Genomic DNA, 20,726 nt, shown 5'->3' on the forward strand with positions numbered 1-20,726 from the left:
GATGAGATTTCCAGTGAGCGATCCTAGATACCAACAACTTTTCCATTATGCAGACCATGTGACGCCTTATCTTCGAGGAACATTATGTGGCGGAGAGCTGGCGCAAGCGCCATTGGGTGACGATTGGTTACTCTCAGAGCATAACAATCAAGAATTACTGCAAGATATTTACGCCAAACTTCAGCTTTCTCACCCTGAAGCAGGGCATGCCTATTGGTTAAACCGTACTTGGACTCTACTTATTTGGCAGCCAGTCTATGTGAGTTTTATCAGCATTTATGGCGTGCAAGCTTTGCCTTCGATGTCAACGATTGCTCAGCAATGGCGTGGGGATGCAAATTTTGTGGCGGGCTTTACGTTGCAAGATACGCCGATGCATGATGGTTCTCCGGAAGAGCTAATTCAAATTGCAGCTAATGAGTTACTGCCTTTATTTGAACAATACCGCACTCAATTGGATGAACAGGTGCGTATTCGTCCGGGATTTACTAAACATGTCCTTGCTGATTTGTTGGTGATGGCGCTTTTACGCTTGCAAGATTTGCATAAAGACCTGCCACAGGAGTATATTCCTCAACACGCCAAACGTTGGTTAGAAGCGTTTGGGCTTTCGACAAAGGCAATGGATTCATTACATTACGATTTGGTCGCAAGCAAATGGCATTACGTTCGTACCACCTGTTGTATGGTGTATCGCTGTGAAGGCCGAGGTTTATGTGATAACTGCCCACGAACGGCGAAAGACTAAGACTGTTTTCCGCCTAAGCTTCGGTCAGTTAGGCAATGCTCTTAAAAGTGAGCCAATAGGAAAGCAAAATGAAAATAGGTGTTGTTGGATTAGGTGGTATTTTCGAGGTCGCTTATTGGCCAGCATTTCAACAATTTCAAATTGAATATCCAGATCAGCCCATTCAGTTGTTTGGTTATGATCCGAAATATAGCGCTGAGCCCTCTTTAGCTTCGCCATTTCCCAATCTCACTTTCGCAACGAGTTACTCCGATTTACTGTCATTCGACTTAGATTTACTGTTGATTCTGACGCCACCTGAAACCCATTACGATTTAGTTGTGGAAGCTCTCCAATCGGGTACGACTTCGATTGTGATTGAAAAGCCTGTCGTAGCAAACCTTGAACAATTAGCTCAACTTCGTAGGTTATTGCAAGACCAAGCTTATGCCACGCGTGTATTAGCGCTTGATCACTGGAGTGGGCGTAATGGTATTCAAACCTTGGTCAATCATCAGCTTGATGGCTCTTGGCAGTTACAAACCGAGCATTCAAGTACCGATTGTGTTCCGGATATACCAATAATCGAACCACAAGATATTCTCAATGTTGAAGGGTACTTATTGGAGCCTTGTGGGTTTAATCAACAAGGTGAGCCGATTGCCTTAAATTTTGCTACTGGCTTGGAAGATAGCCGCCAATTTTTTCACCCTGATGGTGTGATTCTCGATATTGGTACGCATGTATTAACTATGATGCGTGAGTTTTTGGCTCAATATTGTTCAAACCATTCGTTACAGCTGCAAGCAAAAGTAGCTCGAGATCGTTTAGGTAATGATATTGCAAGTGGTGATGTTAAGACTGCGGAAGGCGAGGCATTGCTGGAAGGGCATTGTGGTTCTGTGCCGATTCGTTTGCACCTTAATAAATACGCTGGGCTTGAAGGTGGACAAAAGGGCATGACGGTAGATTTGGTTGGTGGACGTCGCTTGATACTTGATCGCCAAGGCGCGGATGAGTTGATGATTTATTGCGATGGTAAACAACATTGGCAGTGGATTCGTTACGGTTCTCTATATCAACATACCATTTTTGATCTATTGCTTAACTTGCCATTGGCGGGCAACGTGATTGCCTCAATGACATCTCGCCGGATGGACGAAGTACACAGCTTGTTGAATATTCAGCAAGGCTTACGCGGCAAGCACTGATTCAATCTGAAGGGAAACATTCACGGCAAAAACCATTACCAAAGATCAACCACACCGAGTATTATCGCCCTCTTTTGCTGGATGATGGTATGGAGTGGCTATGTTTATAGGCTTTGATTATGGAACGGCGAACTGTTCTGTCGCAATGATGGATAATGGTGAACCTCGCTTATTGCCACTGGAAGGTGACAGTCATTTTATCCCCTCGACCATTTGTGCGCCTACCCGTGAATCGGTGGCAGAATATCTGTATCGCTTTATGCAAGTTCAGCCGAAAGACAGCGCGGGTGAGCAAGCTTTACGACGTGCGATCAATCTTAATCGTGAAGAAGATATCGAGCTGCAACTTGGTGATGTGCAATTTGGTCAACACGCGCTGGATACTTACCTTTCTGATCCTCAAGAAGTCTACTACGTAAAATCGCCGAAATCCTTCCTAGGGGCGAGTGGTTTGCATGCCACTCAACTGGTGTTTTTTGAAGATCTGGTTTGTAGCATGATGAAGAATATCAAGAGCCAAGCCGAACTTTCCAGTCAACAAGATATAACTCAAGCGGTGATTGGCCGCCCGATCAACTTCCATGGCCGTGGTGGTATCGATGCCAACCGACAGGCTGAAAGTATTTTATTACACGCTGCGACTCGCGCAGGTTTTAAAGATATCGAATTTCAATTTGAGCCAGTGGCGGCAGGTTTAGAATATGAAAGTACCTTGAGCCAAAATCAAACCGTATTAGTGGTGGATATTGGGGGTGGTACCACCGATTGTTCATTGATCGAAATGGGGCCGGATTGGCAACAAAAAACGGACCGTAGTGCCAGTTTGCTTGGTCATAGTGGGCAACGTGTTGGCGGGAACGATCTTGATATCTATCTTGCATTTAAACAAATCATGCCGTTATTTGGTTTTGGTACCCAAATGAACAGTGGGATTGAAATGCCGATCACCCAGTTTTGGAATCCGATTGCAATTAACAATGTGGTGGCACAAAAAGACTTCTATGAAGCGGCGAATTTTAAGTCGTTAAAGTTATTACAAAAAGAAGCCAAAGAGCCTGAGAAACTCGCGCGGTTATTAGCCGCCTACCAACACACTCTTGGTTATCAAATTGTGCGTAAAGCGGAAGAAGCCAAGATTGGTTTATCGGATGCTCAAAAACATTCATTGATGATGCCGGTGGCTTCCGAGTTGTTAGAGCTTGATATTCGCTTAGAACAAATGGTTGATGCGGTAGAGACACCAGTGCAAAAAATGATGGATTTGGTGACCGAAGTGATCAGCCAAGCAACAAAAAAGCCTGATGTGATTTTTATGACCGGTGGTAGTGCTCGTTCACCCTTTTTGCGTCAAGCCTTAGAGCTGCAATTACCGAATGTACCGATTGTCAGTGGTAACTACTTTGGTTCTGTGACAGCGGGATTAGCACGTTGGGGGCAGACCGTGTTTGGTTAATTGGTACATCATCGTGGAATGAAGCTTTCAGCTACACTCAACAAGTCCGCTTGATTTTTATTTAGGATTCTTATGAAAACCCCAGCTTCAATTTATAAAAATAAAAAGTTTCATAACTTAAATTCACAGGAACTAGAAAAAAGTAAGTCGAGTTTTTTCAAAAATCTCGCGATCTTGTCACGTTATATTACTGAAAAGCGGGTTGATGTGAATCCACAGCAAGCCATCCCGGTTGAAGCGTTGACACCGGCTAAACTTGAGCAGCTAAGTTCAAGCCAACTTCATGTGATTAAACTAGGTCACTCTTCTTTGTTACTTAAAGTGTATGGTGAATATTGGTTGTTGGATCCGGTGTTTTCGAAGCGGGCTTCCCCTTTTCCTTTTTTAGGGCCGAAGCGTTTTCATCCTGCACCAATTGATATTGAAGCATTGCCAGAGATCGATAAGGTTCTGATTTCACATGACCACTATGATCATTTAGATAAACAAGCGATTCGAGCGTTAGCCCATAAAACAAAACAGTTTTTAGTGCCGATGGGGATTGATCTTCGTTTATATGAATGGGGGGTTGAAGAGGAACAAGTTTATTACTTTGATTGGTGGGAAGAGCTCGCAATCGATAACGGCTTCATTGCTTATACTCCCGCGCAACATTTTTCAGGTCGAGGATTAGGCGATGGTAATAAAACACTTTGGGGTTCATGGGTGATTAAAGCCGGAGAGCATAGCGTATTTTTTAGTGGTGATTCCGGCTACTTCTCAGGCTTTAAAGATATTGGCGCGAAATATGGTCCTTTTGATTTGGCTTTTCATCCTTGGTATGAACCATTAGATCGCATTCATCGTTTGGCTCAAGAACAACAAGTCGACTTATTAACGCCGAAGTTTGGCCAAGTGATCACACTTGGTACGGATAATCTCACATCCGTTTGGTGGGAAAGTCTAAAGCAAAAATAAAATGAATAAGATTTTATAGCATTAAATAAAAACGCCCCCATTCTTGTCTTTCAAAGTATGAGGGCGTTTTAGTTTCAGAAGTTCAGCGTAGTAAATCTGCGAAAGGAAAGTCGTGGGGGTTAAGCCACAGCCATGATTTTCTTTTGATGATCTAGGTACTCATCATAAGTGCCTTGGAAGTTCACTAATTTCTTGTCTTTCACATCAATGATCGATGTCGCCAATGATGAAACAAATTCACGGTCGTGGCTCACGAAGATTAAGGTGCCTTTATAGACTTTAAGTGCTGAGTTTAACGCTTCAATCGCTTCCATATCCATGTGGTTGGTTGGTTCATCCATCACTAACACGTTGATGTCTTGCATCATTAATTTACCAAACAATAGGCGGTTCTTTTCACCCCCCGAGCAATTACGGGCTTTTTTATTGGCATCATCAGCGGTAAATAACAGGCGGCCTAAAATCCCACGGACCATTAAGTCATCATGCTTAGTGGTGCGCCATTGTGAAATCCAATCGAAGATGCTTAAGTCATTATCAAAATCTTTCGTGCTATCTTGCGGACAGTAGCCGATAGACGCATTTTCTGACCATTTTACAATGCCTTGTTTTTGCTCTAAGTCTTTCACTAAGCAGCGTAGAAAGGTGGTTTTACCGACACCGTTTTCACCAATAACGGCAAGGCGTGTACCAGCTTCAAGGAGGAGATTACCGCCTTCAAATAACAGTTCATCTTCAAACGCATGACCAAGATCTTGCAGTTCTAATGCCAAACGGTGCAGCTTCTTACCTTCACCAAAATCAATCGATGGGCTCATACGGCTAGAGGATTTCACTTCATCAAGTTTGATTTTATCCATCTTCTTAGCACGAGAACTGGCTTGCTTGGCTTTCGATGCGTTGGCACCAAAACGGTTTACGAAGTCTTGCAGTTCGCTAATTTCTGCGGCTTTCTTTGCGTTGCTAGACAACAGTTGCTCACGGATAAGCCCTGATGCTTCGAGGAAGTATTCGTAGTTACCTGGGTAGATGCGTAATTCGCCGTAATCAATATCAGCCATGTGGGTACAAACTGAGTTTAAGAAGTGACGGTCATGCGAGATGATGATCATAGTGCATTTACGTTGGTTCAGTTCTTCGGCCAGCCAATTGATTGTATGGATATCCAAGTTGTTGGTTGGTTCATCAAGCAACAAAATATCAGGGTTAGCAAATAAAGCTTGAGCGAGTAGCACACGTAATTTCCAACCGGGTGCGACACGTTGCATCAAGTCAAAATGAAATTCTTCTTCGATACCCGCTTGGATGAGAATGTCGCCCGCACGGCTTTCGGCTGTGTAGCCATCCATTTCGGCAAATTCGCTTTCAAGCTCTGCGACTTTCATGCCGTCTTCTTCGCTCATTTCTGGTAAAGAATAAATACGGTCGCGTTCTTGTTTGATTTCCCATAACTTGCGATCACCCATGATCACCACATCAATGACGTTATGGTGCTCAAACGCGAATTGATCCTGACTTAGTACACCCAGTTTTAATCCTGGAGTAATGGATACGTTGCCAGAGCTTGGCGCAAGCGCTCCGCTGAGGATTTTCATAAAGGTTGATTTACCGCAACCATTAGCGCCAATTAAGCCATAACGATTGCCATTGCCAAATTTGGCTGAGATGTTTTCAAATAAAGGTTCAGCACCAAATTGCATGGTGATGTTTGCGGTTGAAATCAAAGAAATATCCTTAGGTGATGGGTAGCACTGAATAGCAGGTAGAACGCATCAAAATTGAAGTGTAAATAGGCGGCGGATTATACAGACTTATCGTCTAAAGAACAGACAATAAATATTAAGAGTGATGGTAAACAGATGTTATGCTGATTCGGATGTAACCGTATTGAAGGGATGATAAATGGCTAAGCGAAATTCACCATCGTGTGACAGAAATAAACAACCGATTTTAGATGTGATAGCGCCGCACTTTTTCAAAGTATCTCAAATACTCGAAATCGGTTCAGGTACAGGGCAGCATGCGGTGTTTTTTGCTAAACATCTACCGCATGTAATATGGCAAACCAGTGATGTGGTTGATAATCATGACAGTATTAATGCGTGGATAACTGAGAGCATGCTATCTAATGTTCAATCGCCTGTGGAGTTTATGCTCGGCCGAGACTCATGGCCAGCTATCAATGTGGATGCGGTATTTACTGCTAATACCACTCACATTATGCAACCACAAGAAGCTAAGATTATGATGGAGCAGGTCGCTCAGCATTTACCAAGAGGAGGCGTATTTTGTCAGTACGGGCCGATGAAGGTGAATGGTGAGTTTACCAGCGAGAGTAATCAAGCTTTTGATTGCAAGATTCGCGGTGAAGGACGAGGTGGCATTCGTGATATTGAAGAATTAAAAGAGTGGGCGGTAGATATGACGTTGAGTGAGATCTACCCAATGCCTGCAAACAACTTTCTTTTGGTTTGGCATAAGCATTAATTAACGCGGTTTCAGTAAAGTGATTTAAATAAAAAAGAGTGAAGCCACGATGACTTCACTCTTTTAAAATCAGCTTATTTAACCCACATTACCTAACAAGGTGAATTGTGGTTAAGAAGGCGATTATTCAGCAGCAGCTTCAGTGTCTGTTGCTTCTGGAGCAGCTTCTGCTGGTTGTTCGATTTCAATGGTTACACTAACGTCAGCGCGACGGTTTTGTGCGCGACCTTCAGTGGTATCGTTGCTAGCAACTGGAGAAGCTTCACCTTCGCCGCTAACAGAAATTAGGCTAGCATCGAAGCCTTTGCCTGTTAGGTAATCTGCAACCGCTTGAGCACGCTCTTCAGATAGCTTTTGGTTGTACTCATCAGTACCTACGCTGTCAGTGTGGCCAACGATAGTGATTGATTTAAGGTTAGCCGCTGTTGCTTTGCTTACCGCTTCGTCAATTGCGTCAGTTGTTTTTAGAGTAGCTGAATCAAAATCGAATAATAGATCAGCACTTAGGCTAACTGGAGCCATTACTGGAGCTGCTGGTGCTTCTTGTGTCGTTGTTGGCGCTTCAGCTACTTCTTCACTTGAACTACAGCCAGCTAGTGATGCCATTAGGCCAAGAGCACAAGCCATACCTAGATAATTTTTTTTCATACGTTTTTCCATTATTGTTACTCCGATATTGAGCTAGAGACTTATTTAATCCTGTCGCTACTTTGTAACTAATCAGATTCTCTTTAGAGCCACAATTGAGAATTCAGTTAGCGATTCTAAATATAGCTGAAATAGTCATTTTATTACAGTTTGCCGTATTTAAATATATGTTTAAACATCAACAATTATTTGTAATATGGTCAATAGTAAATGAAAAAACAAGAATTTACCTAATGAAATAGTGTTAAAAATCTGTCATTTTTATTAAAGATCTAAAAGAGCAGCTAAACAGAACGTTAATCAACATGTCTATTTTTCGTGGTTACTTCGCTAAAGGATGCTCTGTCAAATATTGATTGTTCATCATGGCTGTCAATTGTCAGAAATATAATTTAGATCAGCGCTGAGTTTTTTGTCCACGGATTAGCAGAAGTAAGAAGTAACTGCCACCGATAATCGAGACGACGGTTCCGGCAGCAATTTGCATTGGAAATAACACTATTTGACCTATCCAATCGGCAAGTAACATTAATAGCCCACCCATTAATCCTGCAACCAGTAGCTGTGAGCGAGCTTGTTTGGCGCCAATCATCACTGCCATGTGTGGTGCGAGTAAACCCACAAAGGCAACAGGGCCCATGGTCGTGGTAACCAACGCGCATAGTAGGGCTACACTGCAAAGTAGAATGACGCTGGTGGCTTGTACATTTAACCCGCGAGCAGCAGCAAATTGACGGCCTGCTGAAATAAGTGTTAGCCAGCGAGACACACTGATTAATGCTGAAAAAATAACAGTAACACTAAGCGCTAAAATAATCGCGCCATGACCGGTAACTCGATAGGTCGAGCCAGCTAACCAGCCTATGATGGTATAGGTATCTTGGGTGCCTTTTGCGAGTGCAAATTGGACTAGAGATTCGATTAATGCACTGATGGCAATACCGATTAGGATCATACTCGATGGCGCAAATTGATTTTTACGCCCTAGAAGGAGTAGGGCGACCAGTACAATCATACTACCTGCGAATGCAATCCATGAGCCTGAAGCAAAGATATTGGTGCCTAAAAATACCGTCGCGCCAACTAATGCAAAGGTGGCCCCAGCGGAGATGCCAAGAATATCAGGGCTCGCTAATGGGTTGTAAATAAGGCGTTGCAATACAGTGCCCGCGGCTGCGAGAGCAACGCCAGCGGAAAGAGCTGTCACAAAACGAGGCCAACGTAGATCCCACGTAAAGGCATCAGGAATTGCCCAATGGAAACCGTTATCCGTCATGGATAACGTAGCACTGACAAACAACATAACGCATGTCATCGCGAATAATGCCGGTACCGCTAGGTTAGAGAGATAATTTTTACTTGGTGGAAGCTTGATGGAAATTTGGTCTTGTGCTTTCAACGCGCGGCGGCTGAACCAAACGAGAGCGGGCGCGCCAATGGCTGCTGCTGTCGTACCGCTAGGTATCATTTCTTGAGTGAATTGGCTAATTAACAGCGCCAGTATATCGGTAGCTAAAAGGGCGATGCTACCAATGACCATACTGGTATACAGCTCAGCTTTCGGTGTTCTCGCGCCAATGGCACGGGCAATATTAGGTGACAACAAACCAATAAAGCTAATCACACCAACCGCAGTAATTGAAGCGGAGACGACCCATAGGCCAAGTGCGATGAGAACAATGAAATAAGGAATAACATTGAGACCACGAGCGGCTGCGCCCTGATGCCCTAACCGCATTAAGTTTAGAATACGCGGCGCGATAGCCAGTAATACAAGAGCAACCGAGAGCCTAGGTAATAACCATTGCACCATTTCCCAGCCATTTTGTGCAAGATCGCCAGCGCCCCAAATAAACACGTTTTTCGCGTATTGATCATTGAGTAAAATAATCGCAGTCGCAATCGCGCCAAATAAGATGTTGACGACCATACCGGATAAAATCAACGGCAGACCGGTAATGTTTTTCGGTCCAGCAATCGTAATCACAAGTCCCATGGCAAACATTGCCCCTACCATTGCCGAGAGGGCCATGTAATCGCTGGCTAAATTAGGAAACCAAACATTGACCACAATTAAGGCTAACCATGCACCAGAAGAGGTTCCGAGTGTCAGTGGTGATGTCAGCGAGTTTTGAGTCAATTGCTGCATCAAACTACCAACTAGGCCAAGCATTGCCCCGACGATAATGGCCATTACCGCGCGAGGTAGTTGGGCGTAAACAAAATTGAAATCGGCAAATTCTTGTGCTTCTGCACCCATCAATAAATGCCACTGTTGATAAAGGGACAATGGGTTGGCGATTTGCAAGCTAGTCACTGCGATAAGCAGTAACGCTAAAAAACTAGCAATGATGATAGGGAAGCGAAGGGAAGACATGTTGGGTTCCTAGTTTCGAGTTCCTAGTCCCTAGATTCGAGCCTAGTAGATTAGTGATTCTCTATAATATTCTTATGCTGCTAATTTGATATTGTTAATAAGGAAATTATTTTTAGCCGTGGAGCTTTTCCTAGGAACTAGGGACTAGAACCTAGGAACTTATTTTCTATGGCTTTATTTCCAACAAACTCTTGGTGATGGATTCGGCAATATATTGCATCGACATTGCCCCACCATAATTCCAAACTGGGTCGGCTTCATTAACATGACCATTGCGGACAAATGGCATCGCTTTCCATAACATCGATTTATTCAATTGTGCTTTTTGCGTATCAGAAAAGGGGCCGAAGTAGATCACATAACCGTCTTTAATATGCTGCAGATCGGTGATTCTCTTTTGTACGATCCCCCATTCCTTTGCCGGTTGAGGTAGGGCCGTGGTTAAGCCTAATTGATGGATCACGTAGTCCGTGGTGGAATTACTCGCATATAAGTAGATAGAAGTTTGGTTGGCAAAACGCATCGCTGCCACACTTGGCATTTCTCCATTAAAGGCCGTTTCTAGCTGAGCTCTTAAATCAGCAAAACGTTGGTTCATGGCGTTAAGTTTTTGTTCGGCCAATTCACTTTTATTTACTATCGCTGCAATATTGCGAAAGTTTTCGATCGCCGCTTGAGCACTGTCTTGGTCGGCATTATAGGCTTGATAATATAAAACGGGCGCAATAGTTTGCAGACGAGGGATCAAATCTTTCTGTGGAGATGCCGCCAAAATTAAGTCAGGTTTTAATTCTGCTAGCTTCTGCATGTTGGGTTCTGCGCGAGTGCCGAGGTCTTCAACTGAATTCGGTATCGCGGGTTTTACCACCCAGGTGGTGTAGTCTTTGATGTTTGGCACGCCAACTGGTGTAATCCCTAATTCAAGTAATTGCTCAGCGAGATCCCAGTTTAAAGCGACAATTCGCTTAGGATGATCATTAAGTTGATGCTCGCCTAGGCTATCGATGACGGTCATCGACGCGAAACTTGGTAGGCTAAATGTCGTTATAATTAAGGCGAATAGTTTGAACAATGTTTTCATATTGAAAAGGGTTCCTAGTTTCTGCTTCCTAGTTCCTAGGAAAAACGATAAGTCTTGCTGAGTGTTAGATTACGACGGCGATTTTCTGATCATCTTGCTTAGGGTGATCTAAAAGACGGATATCGGTTTCATAGAGATCAGTCAATCGTTGATCGTCGAGTAATAATTCTTTTGCACCACTAAAGGCAATTTTACCTTGTTTTAATGCAACGATATGAGTGGCGTAACGGAGCGCTAAATTTAGATCGTGTAAGATGACTAAAATTCCACATCCAGTTTGTTGATTCAGTTCTTGCAGTAGATCCATTAAGTGGTATTGATGATGAATATCCAAAGCGGAAGTTGGTTCATCGAGGATTAATACCGGAGATTGCTGCGCCAGTAACATGGCGACCCAAGCGCGTTGGCGTTCACCACCAGACAGTTTGTCGGCAAGGTTATCCGCATATTGCGCGACGCCGGTTTTTTGCATGGCTTCTTGAATGATTTTTTCATCATCATTTTGCCAGCGACCAAAGACGCCCCGCCAAGGGAAACGCCCTAAGCGAACTAACTCCTGTACCGTAAGACCGGCGACATCCGGTAGCTTTTGCGGTAAGAAGGCAATTTCCTTAGCTAATTGTTTGTGGGAGAAGTCTGAAATTTCAGTCTCATTGAGTGTGACTTGTCCAGAGTCGGCTTGCGATTGTCCTGAAAGCAGGTTAACCAGTGTCGATTTCCCACTACCATTATGTCCAAGCACAACCGTCAATCCATCACTTGGAATGGACAGTTCATCTATCGCTAAAATATCGCGATTATCTCGGTGAACGCGGACTTGGTTGAGTTTGAACATAGCTTTCTCTGGATTGAATATGTTTTTAGAAAATAAATACTAGGGCCATGTTACTCAGTAGCCCTAGTGAATTTAAGGTGTTTTTTACCACATGTAGTTAATGGTTGCGGTTGCAGTCAATTCTTCACCGTAGTAGCAATAGTAATCACAGCTCGATACGTACTCTTTGTTGGTTAGATTATTGACGTTAACTTGAGCTCGCCATTTCGGTGTGATGTCATAGCGGGCCATCGCATCGTATAGTGTGACGGCTGGAACATGCAAAGTGCCTGTACTATCTGAAGTTGACCCAACTGACGACCCCATATAACGAACACCCGCACCTATCACAAAGCTATCAAGACCTAGGCTAGAAAAATCATACTCCAACCAACCGGATGCCATGTGGCGAGGAATCAGCGCGGTGCGTTTTTCATTGCCCATGCCATCGTCCGACTTAGCGTCTGTGTAGGTGTAGTTTGCTCTTGCTAATAAATCCTTAGTGACGTGAGCTACGCTTTCTAATTCAACACCTTGTGATGTTAATTCTTGGGTCTGTGTTTGTTGAGCGGTGGTTGGGTCATAGACCAAACCGTTGTCTTGAGTCAGGTTAAACCACGCAACATTAAAGTAGCCATTGATGAATGATGGCTCATATTTGAAGCCTGCTTCGGTTTGTTTGCCTTCTAATGGCTTATAAGCTTTACCGGTAGCAGCATCTACCGATGCGATGACCTCAAATGACTCTGAGTAACTGACATAAGGTGAGAAACCAAAATCCGTTAGATACATCAATCCGCCACTGAGCGATAAGTGATCGTTGTGGATATCTTCGTCGCTGGTGGTGCTTTCATTTTGTAGGCGTACGATATCGTAACGGCCACCTAACTTAGCGATCAGCTTTTCGTTGAATTTTATTTGTTGCTGAGCGTAAACGCCGAGCTGTTCTTTTTTGATATGAACCGGAGTGGCGCGATCATCAATTGGAACAATGTTGCCGTGTTGCGGGTGGAAAGCATTGATATTTGATGTTGTGCCACCATAAGGGCCCCAGTCATCGGCTTCCATACTGTCATTTTTAAATTGCTGAACATCGACGCCAAGTAGAGTGGTATTGTCAGTATTACCTAACCCCCAGTTCGCGATGAATTGGTTATCCATGCTAAGCATTTGCGTTGAACCATCTCGATACACGATGCCTCGCCCTAAATCTGCACTGGTTTCGCTACCAAATGCATAAGTACTACGCAGTAATAAGTCGGTATAGGCATAGCGTGTATTTTGCTTGAACTGCCAAGTGTCATTGATGTAATGCTCTAATTCATACCCGACAGAGTATTGGTTACTTTTGTTCTTATCGTAGCCCGGCTCACCGTAGTTAGTACTTGGATCGATTTTGCCCTGCGGTGTATCAATCAAAGTGCCGTAAGCGGGGAAGAAACCTGCGGTAGGCACGCCATCATCTTGTTGCCATGAAGCAAGGAAGGTGATCGATGTATCGGAATTGATATCCCATGCAAGACTAGGCGCTAGGTACACTCGGTTGTTATAAGTATCATCCAGTGTGCCATCTTGTTTACTCATCAATGCCACTAAACGAAAACGAACATCGCCATCGTCATCAATAAAGCTAGTGGCATCAATTCCGACTTTTTGTAGATTTCGACTACCACCCGTTAATTCAAATTCGCCACCTTCGGTGTAGCCCGGACGTTTGCTGACCGCATTGACAACGCCACCCGGAGGCGCTTCACCGTAAAGAAGAGAAGCTGGGCCTTTCAATACTTCTACTTGCTCTAGGCCGTAAGGTTCGAGATTCCAAGTATAATAACCGGTATTAAATAAGCGATTGCCATCAAGGTAAGTAGCCGCATCAAAGCCACGAATTTTGAACCAATCCGTATTGTTATCGGAGCCATAAGGTTGCGTCATCACACCTGGTTGATAGCGCAGCGCTTCATCTAATTTTTGAGGCTGTTGAACCGACAGTTGCTCATCATTAATCACAGATACGCTACGTGGCGCTTCTGCTAATGGGGTAGCCACCTTTAGCGCAGAAGCGGTAACCGTGATGGTATCGACACTGTCCGTTGAGGTTTCTTCTTCAGCGTTAGAGGGCAGAGTCATGAATGCTAACGATAAACCTAATGCAGGTTTCATGATGCAAGAAAGCGCTTGTGAAAGCGGGTGTTGTGCAAAAGACATAAATCAATCCGTTGTTTATTAATTGAGAATCATTATTATTTCGAATTGTATTAAGTTTTATGGTGGTTGCCTAGACCTAATTTGCAAATTTATTATTAAAGGAGAAAGATCATGATCAAAATCAATGGGGGGTGGGAAATTAACCGTTTTCCCTTTATGATAGCGCCATATTGCTACATTGAAATTCCGTGTTAGCACATGTCTTTATTGGATCGAACGTGATTCAACTTTTGAACACCTTACCTCTGAATGGAACCATTTTATGTTCAAGTTTTTTGAAGGTTTAACCAAGCCTTTTCCTAAAGATGCGGTAAATACGCCACCGAATACCTTGTTTGCATTTTGCATGCATTACAGCCGTGACTTTTTATTGCCAATTATTTTTATGTCAATTTTGAGTGCTTGTATCGCCATTATTGAAGTGTCTTTGATGGGGTTCATGGGGTCAATTGTTGATATGCTTTCTAACCATACGCCAGAGACATTATGGGATGCGGAAGGTACGCGTATTATCGGCATGGGATTGGTCATTATTGTGGTGATCCCTGTGATTGGCTTTTTCCATTCAATGATCATGCACCAAACGTTACTTGGTAACTTTCCTATGTCGATTCGTTGGCTTGCCCACCGCTATTTGCTCAATCAAAGTGTGACGTTTTACCAAGATGATTTTGCAGGGCGAATTGCGACTAAAGTGATGCAAACGTCGCTCGCTATCCGTGAAACAGTGATGAAATTCGCCGATATGTTGGTTTATATCACGGTTTACTTTGTGTCGATGTTTGTATTAATGGCGCAGGCGGATTTATGGCTTATGGTACCTGTTTTTGTTTGGCTGGTGGCCTATGTTCTGACTCAGATTTATTTCGTACCTAAAATGAAACGTATTGCCACTGAACAGGCGGATGCGCGTTCATTAATGACGGGGCGTATTGTTGATAGCTACACCAATATTGCGACCGTGAAACTGTTTTCACACACTAATCGTGAAACGGAATATGCTGAAAAGGGCATGAAGTCATTTCTGAAAACCGTTTATGCACAGATGCGTTTAGCAACGGTATTCTTGTTCAGTATTGATATGCTTAACTACCTACTGCTTTTCTCAGTGGCGGCACTATCTATTGGCTTATGGATGAATAGCATGATCACGGTAGGTGCGATTGCCGTAGCGATCAGCCTAGCACTACGTATTCAAGGCATGTCGAAATGGATCATGTGGGAAATCAGCGCCATTTTTGAAAACATTGGTACGGTGGTCGATGGGATGAACACCTTGTCCAAACCGGTGATCACGCAAGATGTGGATAATGCCCCTGCATTGAAAGTCGATAAGGGACAAATCGAGTTTGATAATATCAGCTTCCATTATGGTGAAGCGAATAAAGCGGTAATTAATGGCCTTAACTTGAACATTAAACCGGGTGAAAAAGTTGGGTTAGTCGGGCGCTCTGGTGCCGGTAAATCGACGCTAGTGAATTTGTTGCTGCGTTTTTACGATTTAGAAAGTGGCGCTATTCGTATTGATGGCCAAGATATCTCTCAAGTGAAGCAAGATTCTCTACGTGGCAAAATTGGCATGATCACTCAAGATACATCGCTATTGCATCGTACTATCAGAGAAAATATTTTATATGGTCGCCCTGATGCGACAGAGGAAGAGCTACTTGCTGCTACAAAACAAGCGCATGCCCATGAATTTATTGAAGGCTTGACTGATACCTTTGGTAACGTCGGCTACGATGCTCAAGTCGGTGAGCGTGGTGTGAAGCTTTCAGGTGGGCAGCGTCAACGTATCGCCATTTCTCGTGTGTTACTAAAAGATGCGCCAATTCTCATCATGGATGAAGCCACCTCTGCGCTTGATTCTGAAGTTGAAGCGGCAATTCAAGAAAGTTTGTATGAATTAATGGAAGGTAAAACCGTGATCGCGATTGCGCACCGTTTATCGACGATTGCTGCGATGGACCGTCTTATTGTTCTCGATAAAGGTGAAGTCCTAGAGCAAGGTTCACACCAAGAACTGTTAGCACACGGTGGGGTTTACGCTCAACTGTGGGCTCATCAAACCGGTGGGTTCTTGGGGAGTGATGAAGACAAAGAAAAAGTTGTAAATATATAATTTCAATCTATATCTTTTCAACTTAAAGGCCTACATAGCGATAATGTTATGTAGGCCTTTTTTGTTTGCTTAGTAACCATGGCATATATTGATTTAAGGAAAAGTGAACATTTTAATGATGCTTATAAAAGAGTCAGTGAATAATTTTATATAAATAAGCAAAGGAAAAAGAATAAGAAGATTTGAGTTAAAGCTAGCGTTGTAATAAGGACGATTTTGAAAGATGAGAGTGGTGTCCCCTACAGGATTCGAACCTGTGTCTAAGACTTAGGAGGTCCTTGTTCTATCCAGCTGAACTAAGGGGACACAAAGTATTTACGTTCCGAATCATACGGATTTTAATTCGATAAGCCAATAGTCTGAGGCTTTTTCAGCATTCCAACCATACCCAAGCGTTGTTTTTTTGTTCATAAGTTCAATTCTTGAGGGGTTTTGATTGCTTAATTACGCCGTTAACTCTTTAATTAATCAGTGCATAGTTGATTAGCACTAATCACGAGTTAAGGATAAATTATGGCTGCTAGCTATTCTCGAGATCATTTACGCTTTTTATATAATCGCCTCAAAGATAAATTATGGGTCAAGCCGTTGTGGATGTGTTGCTGCTCAATATTGGCGGTTTTTGTTGCCAAGTTCGCAGATCATTATGAAGCGGATTTATTTGTTCCACCGATTAGTACGGATTCAATTGTGGCGTTACTTGAGATCATGTCATCGAGTATGTTGATGATCGCGACATTCTCCGTTGGCTCGATGGTGGCCGCTTATGCTTCTGCTAGTACATCCGCAACGCCTCGTGCTTTTAGTGTAGTGGTGTCCGATGATGTGTCTAAAAATGCCTTATCTCGATTCATTGGCTCATTTATTTTTAGCATTGTGGCATTAACGGCAATCAAAAATGATGTCTTTCAAATCGCAGGCTTATTTGTACTGTTTATTTTAACGAGCCTTGTCTTTGCATTAGTGATTTTAACCTTTATCCGTTGGGTTGATCGTTTAGCTCGGTTAGGCCGAATTGGTAATACCGTTGATCGTGTTGAGCATGTGGTGATGCAATCGCTAATTCGTTTGCGTAATCGTCCCAATCGTTCAGGTGCACCTTGTGTCGATGTCGGCCAAGGTGAAGCAGTAGTGGCAACTTCTGTCGGCTATATTCAACATATAGATATTAGTCGTTTGCATCATTGGGCTGAAGGTAATGATGCTGTCGTGGTGTTAGCAGTATTACCCGGTGAATTTGTCGCGCCCGGTACGGTGATTGCTAATGTTATTTCTGAAAAATCAGAACAAGAATTTGATTACAAAAGTGTATTAGCGGCTTATCAAATTGGAGCGGATCGTTTTTTTGATGATGATCCTCGTTTTGGTTTAATTGTGTTATCAGAAATTGCAGGCAAAGCACTGTCGCCTGCGGTGAACGATCCCGGCTCTGCGATTAAAGTCATTGGTAGCTTAGTTCGCTTATTTGTTTGTTGGAGTGAACCCGTTCCGGAAGAGGATGAACAACAATCGTATTATGATCGGGTTCAAGTGCCAGAAGTGAGTGTAGAAGGGATGTTTGATGATGCTTTTACGGTGATTGCTCGAGATGGGGCAGGTTGCGTTGAAGTGGTGACGCATTTACAAAAAGCACTGACAGCGTTGTGCATGGTTGGAGATGAAAAAATGAAAGCGGCCGCGAAACGTCATGCTGAACTTTCATTAAAACGCAGTCAACTCGCATTATCACTAGACGAAGATCTGCAAGCGGTTAGAACCTCAAGTATGCTTAAAGATTAAGATGTCGAATGGAATCCAATAGCGCACGCAAGTAGCAACGATTGCTCAAATAACGGAAAAATATATCTATAAGTATTGCTGTTAATCAAACGGCATCTATTCGAGTGTCTAGTTGGTTTTCATTAAGACAATTCATTACTTTTATACTGATGTTTTGTATTGAATTATAGTTATTTATAGGAGCGTTTGTATTGCTGTTATAACAATAATAGATATTAATATATATGTTGTAAGATAAATATTGTTATTTATGATGTGTGCGAGATTTTTTGTTGTTAATAATGGTTTTTTATTTCTTAGTGTAGTGGTGTTTTCTGAAGGAATAGAGCGTTCAAACTCCAAGATGTTGTTTTTACTTAGTTTTATCGAGGCCTCTCGACTTAGTAAAATTCTGTCTTTTACTTTATAGGTAATTTCTATATCTGTGCTTAGGCAGTATCCGTACCCACGAATAGTTTGGATTGCATTTTCACATCCTATTTTTTTGAAAATATCTCTAATGTTCTTAATTGCCACATTAAGTGAATTGTCTGTGACGACTTTATCTGACCAAGCATATTGAAATAACTCATCCCTAGATAATGCTATTTTCTTTGATGACATTAACGATAATATTAATATTTCGGTTTCAGCGATAGGATAAGACTCTAGTTTTTCATTTTCACCGATACTTTTATTCGATAGGTTTACTTTGATTTTCACAGAATAACCTCACAAAATAATCTGGTGTAATATTCTGTGGTGCGCTGTGTTAACGTTTTTACAACTAGCATGGTTTATCTATAGATTAATTATAATTTATGATGGTTAATTATAAACATTAATGGTTTTTTAAGTATGGCAAGTTGATTTTTTTATAATTTGAAATGCTAATTTTTGTGTTGGATGACGATTGCAGTCGATGAACTGGCATGCATTCGGTGTCTTACACTTGTCCTGGCATGAATGTTTGTGAATTAATTTAATTGGAGCTGGCTTTTATGCATCATAGGGTTAGCTGATTTCATATTCACTAATTCAAATTTATGTGCCTGGAATACTCATGTTTTATAAAGTGAAAGCAGGGACGGTTTATATTTTAATTACTTACCTCCTGTTTTTGGCCACAAAAATTAGGTCGCCTTTTTAAAAGCTAGGCTCAAATGAGCCCAATAGCACAAGATTGGTAATAAAATAGTCCATGTAAGCGCATAGCTGAGGATAAACGTGATTTGACTAAATCCGCTAGAAAACACCCCAAGATTTAAACCTGCCCAGTAACTTAACGTCCCAAATACCTCACCTAGAAAAGCTATCCAATACCAAGCCAGTTTGTTTATCCACAATAAACTGTGGTTGAGACACAAAACAAAATGGCACCAGAGTAGAATAAGCCATATTGGTATCCATGATTGATTCACATCTAATACGCCAATCCATATCATCAGTTGATCAATGACAATTCCCACTAGCGCTGCGATTAATAAAAAACCATCAGCTTTGCGTGTTGGTGTTAGGCAAAAGTGCACCGCTAATAATCCAAGCATAAAAAAAGGAGCGCTAGCAGGAAACGAAGCCGCTAACGCCCAACAGGATTGGAATATTATGAAATTAATAATTGAGAATCGATTCATCACATGTATCTAGATTCTGAGGTTTACGCATCACAATATGGTGGGTGCTGATCACTCTTTCTATAAATGCCCCTTCGCAATAACAGAAGTAGTAATGCCACAAGCGCTTAAACTGTTCATCGTACCCAAAGGGTTGAATACTGTGCCAATTATGCTCAAAGTTACTGCGCCAGTCAGCGAGAGTACGGGCGTAGTGCAAGCCGATATCTTCAACGTTATCAATCATCATATCGGTCGATTGTGCGACCTGCTGGTTAATTACATTGAGGGAAGGCAAGCATCCACCGGGGAAGATATATTTTTGAATAAAGTCGGTGCTTTTTCGATATTGATCATAACGTTGATCGGCAATCGTAATGGCTTGAATGAGTAATTTACCCGTCGGCTTTAATCGGTCATTACATTGCTTAAAGAAGGTTGGTAAAAATTTATGACCAACCGCTTCAATCATTTCAACTGACACCAGTTTGTCGTATTGCCCTGTTAAGTGACGATAATCTTGCTTGAGAAGAGTGATGTTGTCTTCAAGGCCAAGTTGTTGAATTTGTTTTTGTGCATAAGCAAATTGCTCATCAGAAATCGTGGTAGTGGTGACATGACAGCCGTAGTGTTGAGCGGCGTAAATCGCCAGTCCACCCCAACCCGTGCCGATTTCCAACAATTGATCGCTTGGTTGTAAATCCAGTTTATCGCAGATCGATTTGAGTTTATTGGTTTGCGCTTCGGCCAAGGTATCACTTGATTGGTTATAGAGGGCGCAAGAGTACATCATGCGCTCATCAAGGAATCGGGTGTAGAGTTCATTGCCTAAATCATAATGGGCCAAAATATTCTTCTTAGAACCAGATACTGTATTGGCATTTAAACGATTCAATAAGGTGTTTTTAAGCGAGTGAAGCCAACTGGCCTTTTTTTCCAATTGATCGAGTTGCGTTTGGTGACGAGCAAAAATACGAACCAAAGAGGTGAGATCGGGTGAGCTCCAACGTTGAGCGATATAGGCTTCTGCTGCAGCGATACTGCCACCTTTGATAATATCTCGATAAACGTCACTGTCGTGAATAGTGATGTGACCTTTTAGTTCGGCATTTGGGTTGCCGACAAACGTTGCTTGGCTGCCTTCATCAATTTCGAGATAAGCATTATCCATTTTGTTGAGTAAGTTGAGCACCAAATGACGACATTGATTGCCGAACCAACCGCTTTTAGTTTTATTGCTTTGTAGGGATTGAGTCTGTTCCATCATCACAAC

The 20,726-nt window shown here is 42.5% G+C and carries 16 protein-coding genes and 1 tRNA gene; 7 read left to right on the plus strand and 10 right to left on the minus strand.

The features are described 5' to 3' along the window. The first annotated feature begins 13 nt into the window (after positions 1-13). From VRUMOI_RS04435 to VRUMOI_RS04450, 4 genes are all read left to right on the plus strand, one after another. Positions 14-748 carry a siderophore ferric iron reductase gene (locus VRUMOI_RS04435; RefSeq protein ID WP_162598336.1) on the plus strand — a complete coding sequence of 245 codons (735 nt, stop codon included), beginning with the start codon at positions 14-16 and terminating at the stop codon, positions 746-748. Between the two features lie 68 nt (positions 749-816). After that, positions 817-1,938 (plus strand): Gfo/Idh/MocA family oxidoreductase, encoded by a 1,122-nt coding sequence (locus tag VRUMOI_RS04440; RefSeq protein ID WP_089137432.1) that lies wholly within the window; start codon positions 817-819, stop codon positions 1,936-1,938. A 100-nt stretch (positions 1,939-2,038) separates the two neighbouring features. After that, the gene (yegD, locus tag VRUMOI_RS04445; RefSeq protein WP_089137431.1) at positions 2,039-3,391 is read left to right on the plus strand and encodes a molecular chaperone; all 1,353 of its coding nucleotides are present in this window, start codon (positions 2,039-2,041) and stop codon (positions 3,389-3,391) included. A 72-nt stretch (positions 3,392-3,463) separates the two neighbouring features. Beyond that, positions 3,464-4,348: an MBL fold metallo-hydrolase gene (locus tag VRUMOI_RS04450; RefSeq protein ID WP_089137430.1), complete on the plus strand. Its 885-nt coding sequence runs from the start codon at positions 3,464-3,466 to the stop codon at positions 4,346-4,348. Positions 4,349-4,467: 119 nt separating this feature from the next. On the opposite strand, the gene VRUMOI_RS04455 is transcribed toward VRUMOI_RS04450, so the two are convergent. After that, positions 4,468-6,072 (minus strand): ABC-F family ATPase, encoded by a 1,605-nt coding sequence (locus tag VRUMOI_RS04455; RefSeq protein WP_089137429.1) that lies wholly within the window; start codon positions 6,070-6,072, stop codon positions 4,468-4,470. A gap of 178 nt (positions 6,073-6,250) precedes the next feature. On the opposite strand from VRUMOI_RS04455, the gene VRUMOI_RS04460 reads away from it, so the two are divergent. Then, positions 6,251-6,835 (plus strand): DUF938 domain-containing protein, encoded by a 585-nt coding sequence (locus tag VRUMOI_RS04460; RefSeq protein WP_089137428.1) that lies wholly within the window; start codon positions 6,251-6,253, stop codon positions 6,833-6,835. A 123-nt stretch (positions 6,836-6,958) separates the two neighbouring features. Here the strand turns inward: VRUMOI_RS04460 and VRUMOI_RS04465 are convergent, their stop codons facing one another. The 5 genes from VRUMOI_RS04465 to VRUMOI_RS04485 all read right to left on the minus strand — a co-directional run bounded on the left by VRUMOI_RS04465 (position 6,959) and on the right by VRUMOI_RS04485 (position 13,960). Continuing rightward, positions 6,959-7,483 (minus strand): OmpA family protein, encoded by a 525-nt coding sequence (locus tag VRUMOI_RS04465; protein WP_162598337.1) that lies wholly within the window; start codon positions 7,481-7,483, stop codon positions 6,959-6,961. 397 nt (positions 7,484-7,880) lie between these two features. Then, positions 7,881-9,860: a Fe(3+)-hydroxamate ABC transporter permease FhuB gene (gene fhuB, locus VRUMOI_RS04470; RefSeq protein WP_089137426.1), complete on the minus strand. Its 1,980-nt coding sequence runs from the start codon at positions 9,858-9,860 to the stop codon at positions 7,881-7,883. 166 nt (positions 9,861-10,026) lie between these two features. Further along, the gene (locus tag VRUMOI_RS04475) at positions 10,027-10,941 is read right to left on the minus strand and encodes an iron-siderophore ABC transporter substrate-binding protein (protein WP_089137425.1); all 915 of its coding nucleotides are present in this window, start codon (positions 10,939-10,941) and stop codon (positions 10,027-10,029) included. Positions 10,942-11,005: 64 nt separating this feature from the next. Beyond that, complete coding sequence (locus VRUMOI_RS04480) at positions 11,006-11,776, minus strand: ABC transporter ATP-binding protein (protein WP_089137424.1); 771 nt, start codon at positions 11,774-11,776, stop codon at positions 11,006-11,008. Between the two features lie 84 nt (positions 11,777-11,860). Continuing rightward, the gene (locus tag VRUMOI_RS04485; protein ID WP_162598338.1) at positions 11,861-13,960 is read right to left on the minus strand and encodes a TonB-dependent siderophore receptor; all 2,100 of its coding nucleotides are present in this window, start codon (positions 13,958-13,960) and stop codon (positions 11,861-11,863) included. A 262-nt stretch (positions 13,961-14,222) separates the two neighbouring features. On the opposite strand from VRUMOI_RS04485, the gene VRUMOI_RS04490 reads away from it, so the two are divergent. Beyond that, positions 14,223-16,082 (plus strand): ABC transporter ATP-binding protein, encoded by a 1,860-nt coding sequence (locus VRUMOI_RS04490; protein ID WP_089137423.1) that lies wholly within the window; start codon positions 14,223-14,225, stop codon positions 16,080-16,082. Positions 16,083-16,312: 230 nt separating this feature from the next. Here VRUMOI_RS04490 and VRUMOI_RS04495 read toward each other — a convergent pair. Further along, positions 16,313-16,388 (minus strand) — tRNA-Arg (locus VRUMOI_RS04495). A gap of 207 nt (positions 16,389-16,595) precedes the next feature. Between VRUMOI_RS04495 and VRUMOI_RS04500 the strand changes: the two genes are divergently transcribed. Beyond that, positions 16,596-17,861 (plus strand): DUF2254 domain-containing protein, encoded by a 1,266-nt coding sequence (locus tag VRUMOI_RS04500; RefSeq protein ID WP_089137422.1) that lies wholly within the window; start codon positions 16,596-16,598, stop codon positions 17,859-17,861. Between the two features lie 174 nt (positions 17,862-18,035). Here the strand turns inward: VRUMOI_RS04500 and VRUMOI_RS04505 are convergent, their stop codons facing one another. The 3 genes from VRUMOI_RS04505 to VRUMOI_RS04515 form a co-directional block, all read right to left on the minus strand. Continuing rightward, a complete protein-coding gene (locus tag VRUMOI_RS04505) occupies positions 18,036-18,563 on the minus strand; it encodes a winged helix-turn-helix domain-containing protein (protein WP_089137421.1) in 528 nt (175 codons plus the stop codon). 410 nt (positions 18,564-18,973) lie between these two features. Further along, on the minus strand, positions 18,974-19,474 hold the full coding sequence (locus VRUMOI_RS19705) for a DUF2878 domain-containing protein (RefSeq protein WP_089137420.1): 501 nt from the start codon (positions 19,472-19,474) through the stop codon (positions 18,974-18,976). Further along, a complete protein-coding gene (locus tag VRUMOI_RS04515) occupies positions 19,452-20,717 on the minus strand; it encodes a class I SAM-dependent methyltransferase (RefSeq protein ID WP_089137620.1) in 1,266 nt (421 codons plus the stop codon). Before VRUMOI_RS04515 ends, VRUMOI_RS19705 begins: the two co-directional genes overlap by 23 nt. Between the last annotated feature and the right edge of the window lie 9 nt (positions 20,718-20,726).

It is taken from the genome of Vibrio rumoiensis, from assembly GCF_002218045.2.
Lineage (GTDB): Bacteria > Pseudomonadota > Gammaproteobacteria > Enterobacterales > Vibrionaceae > Vibrio > Vibrio rumoiensis.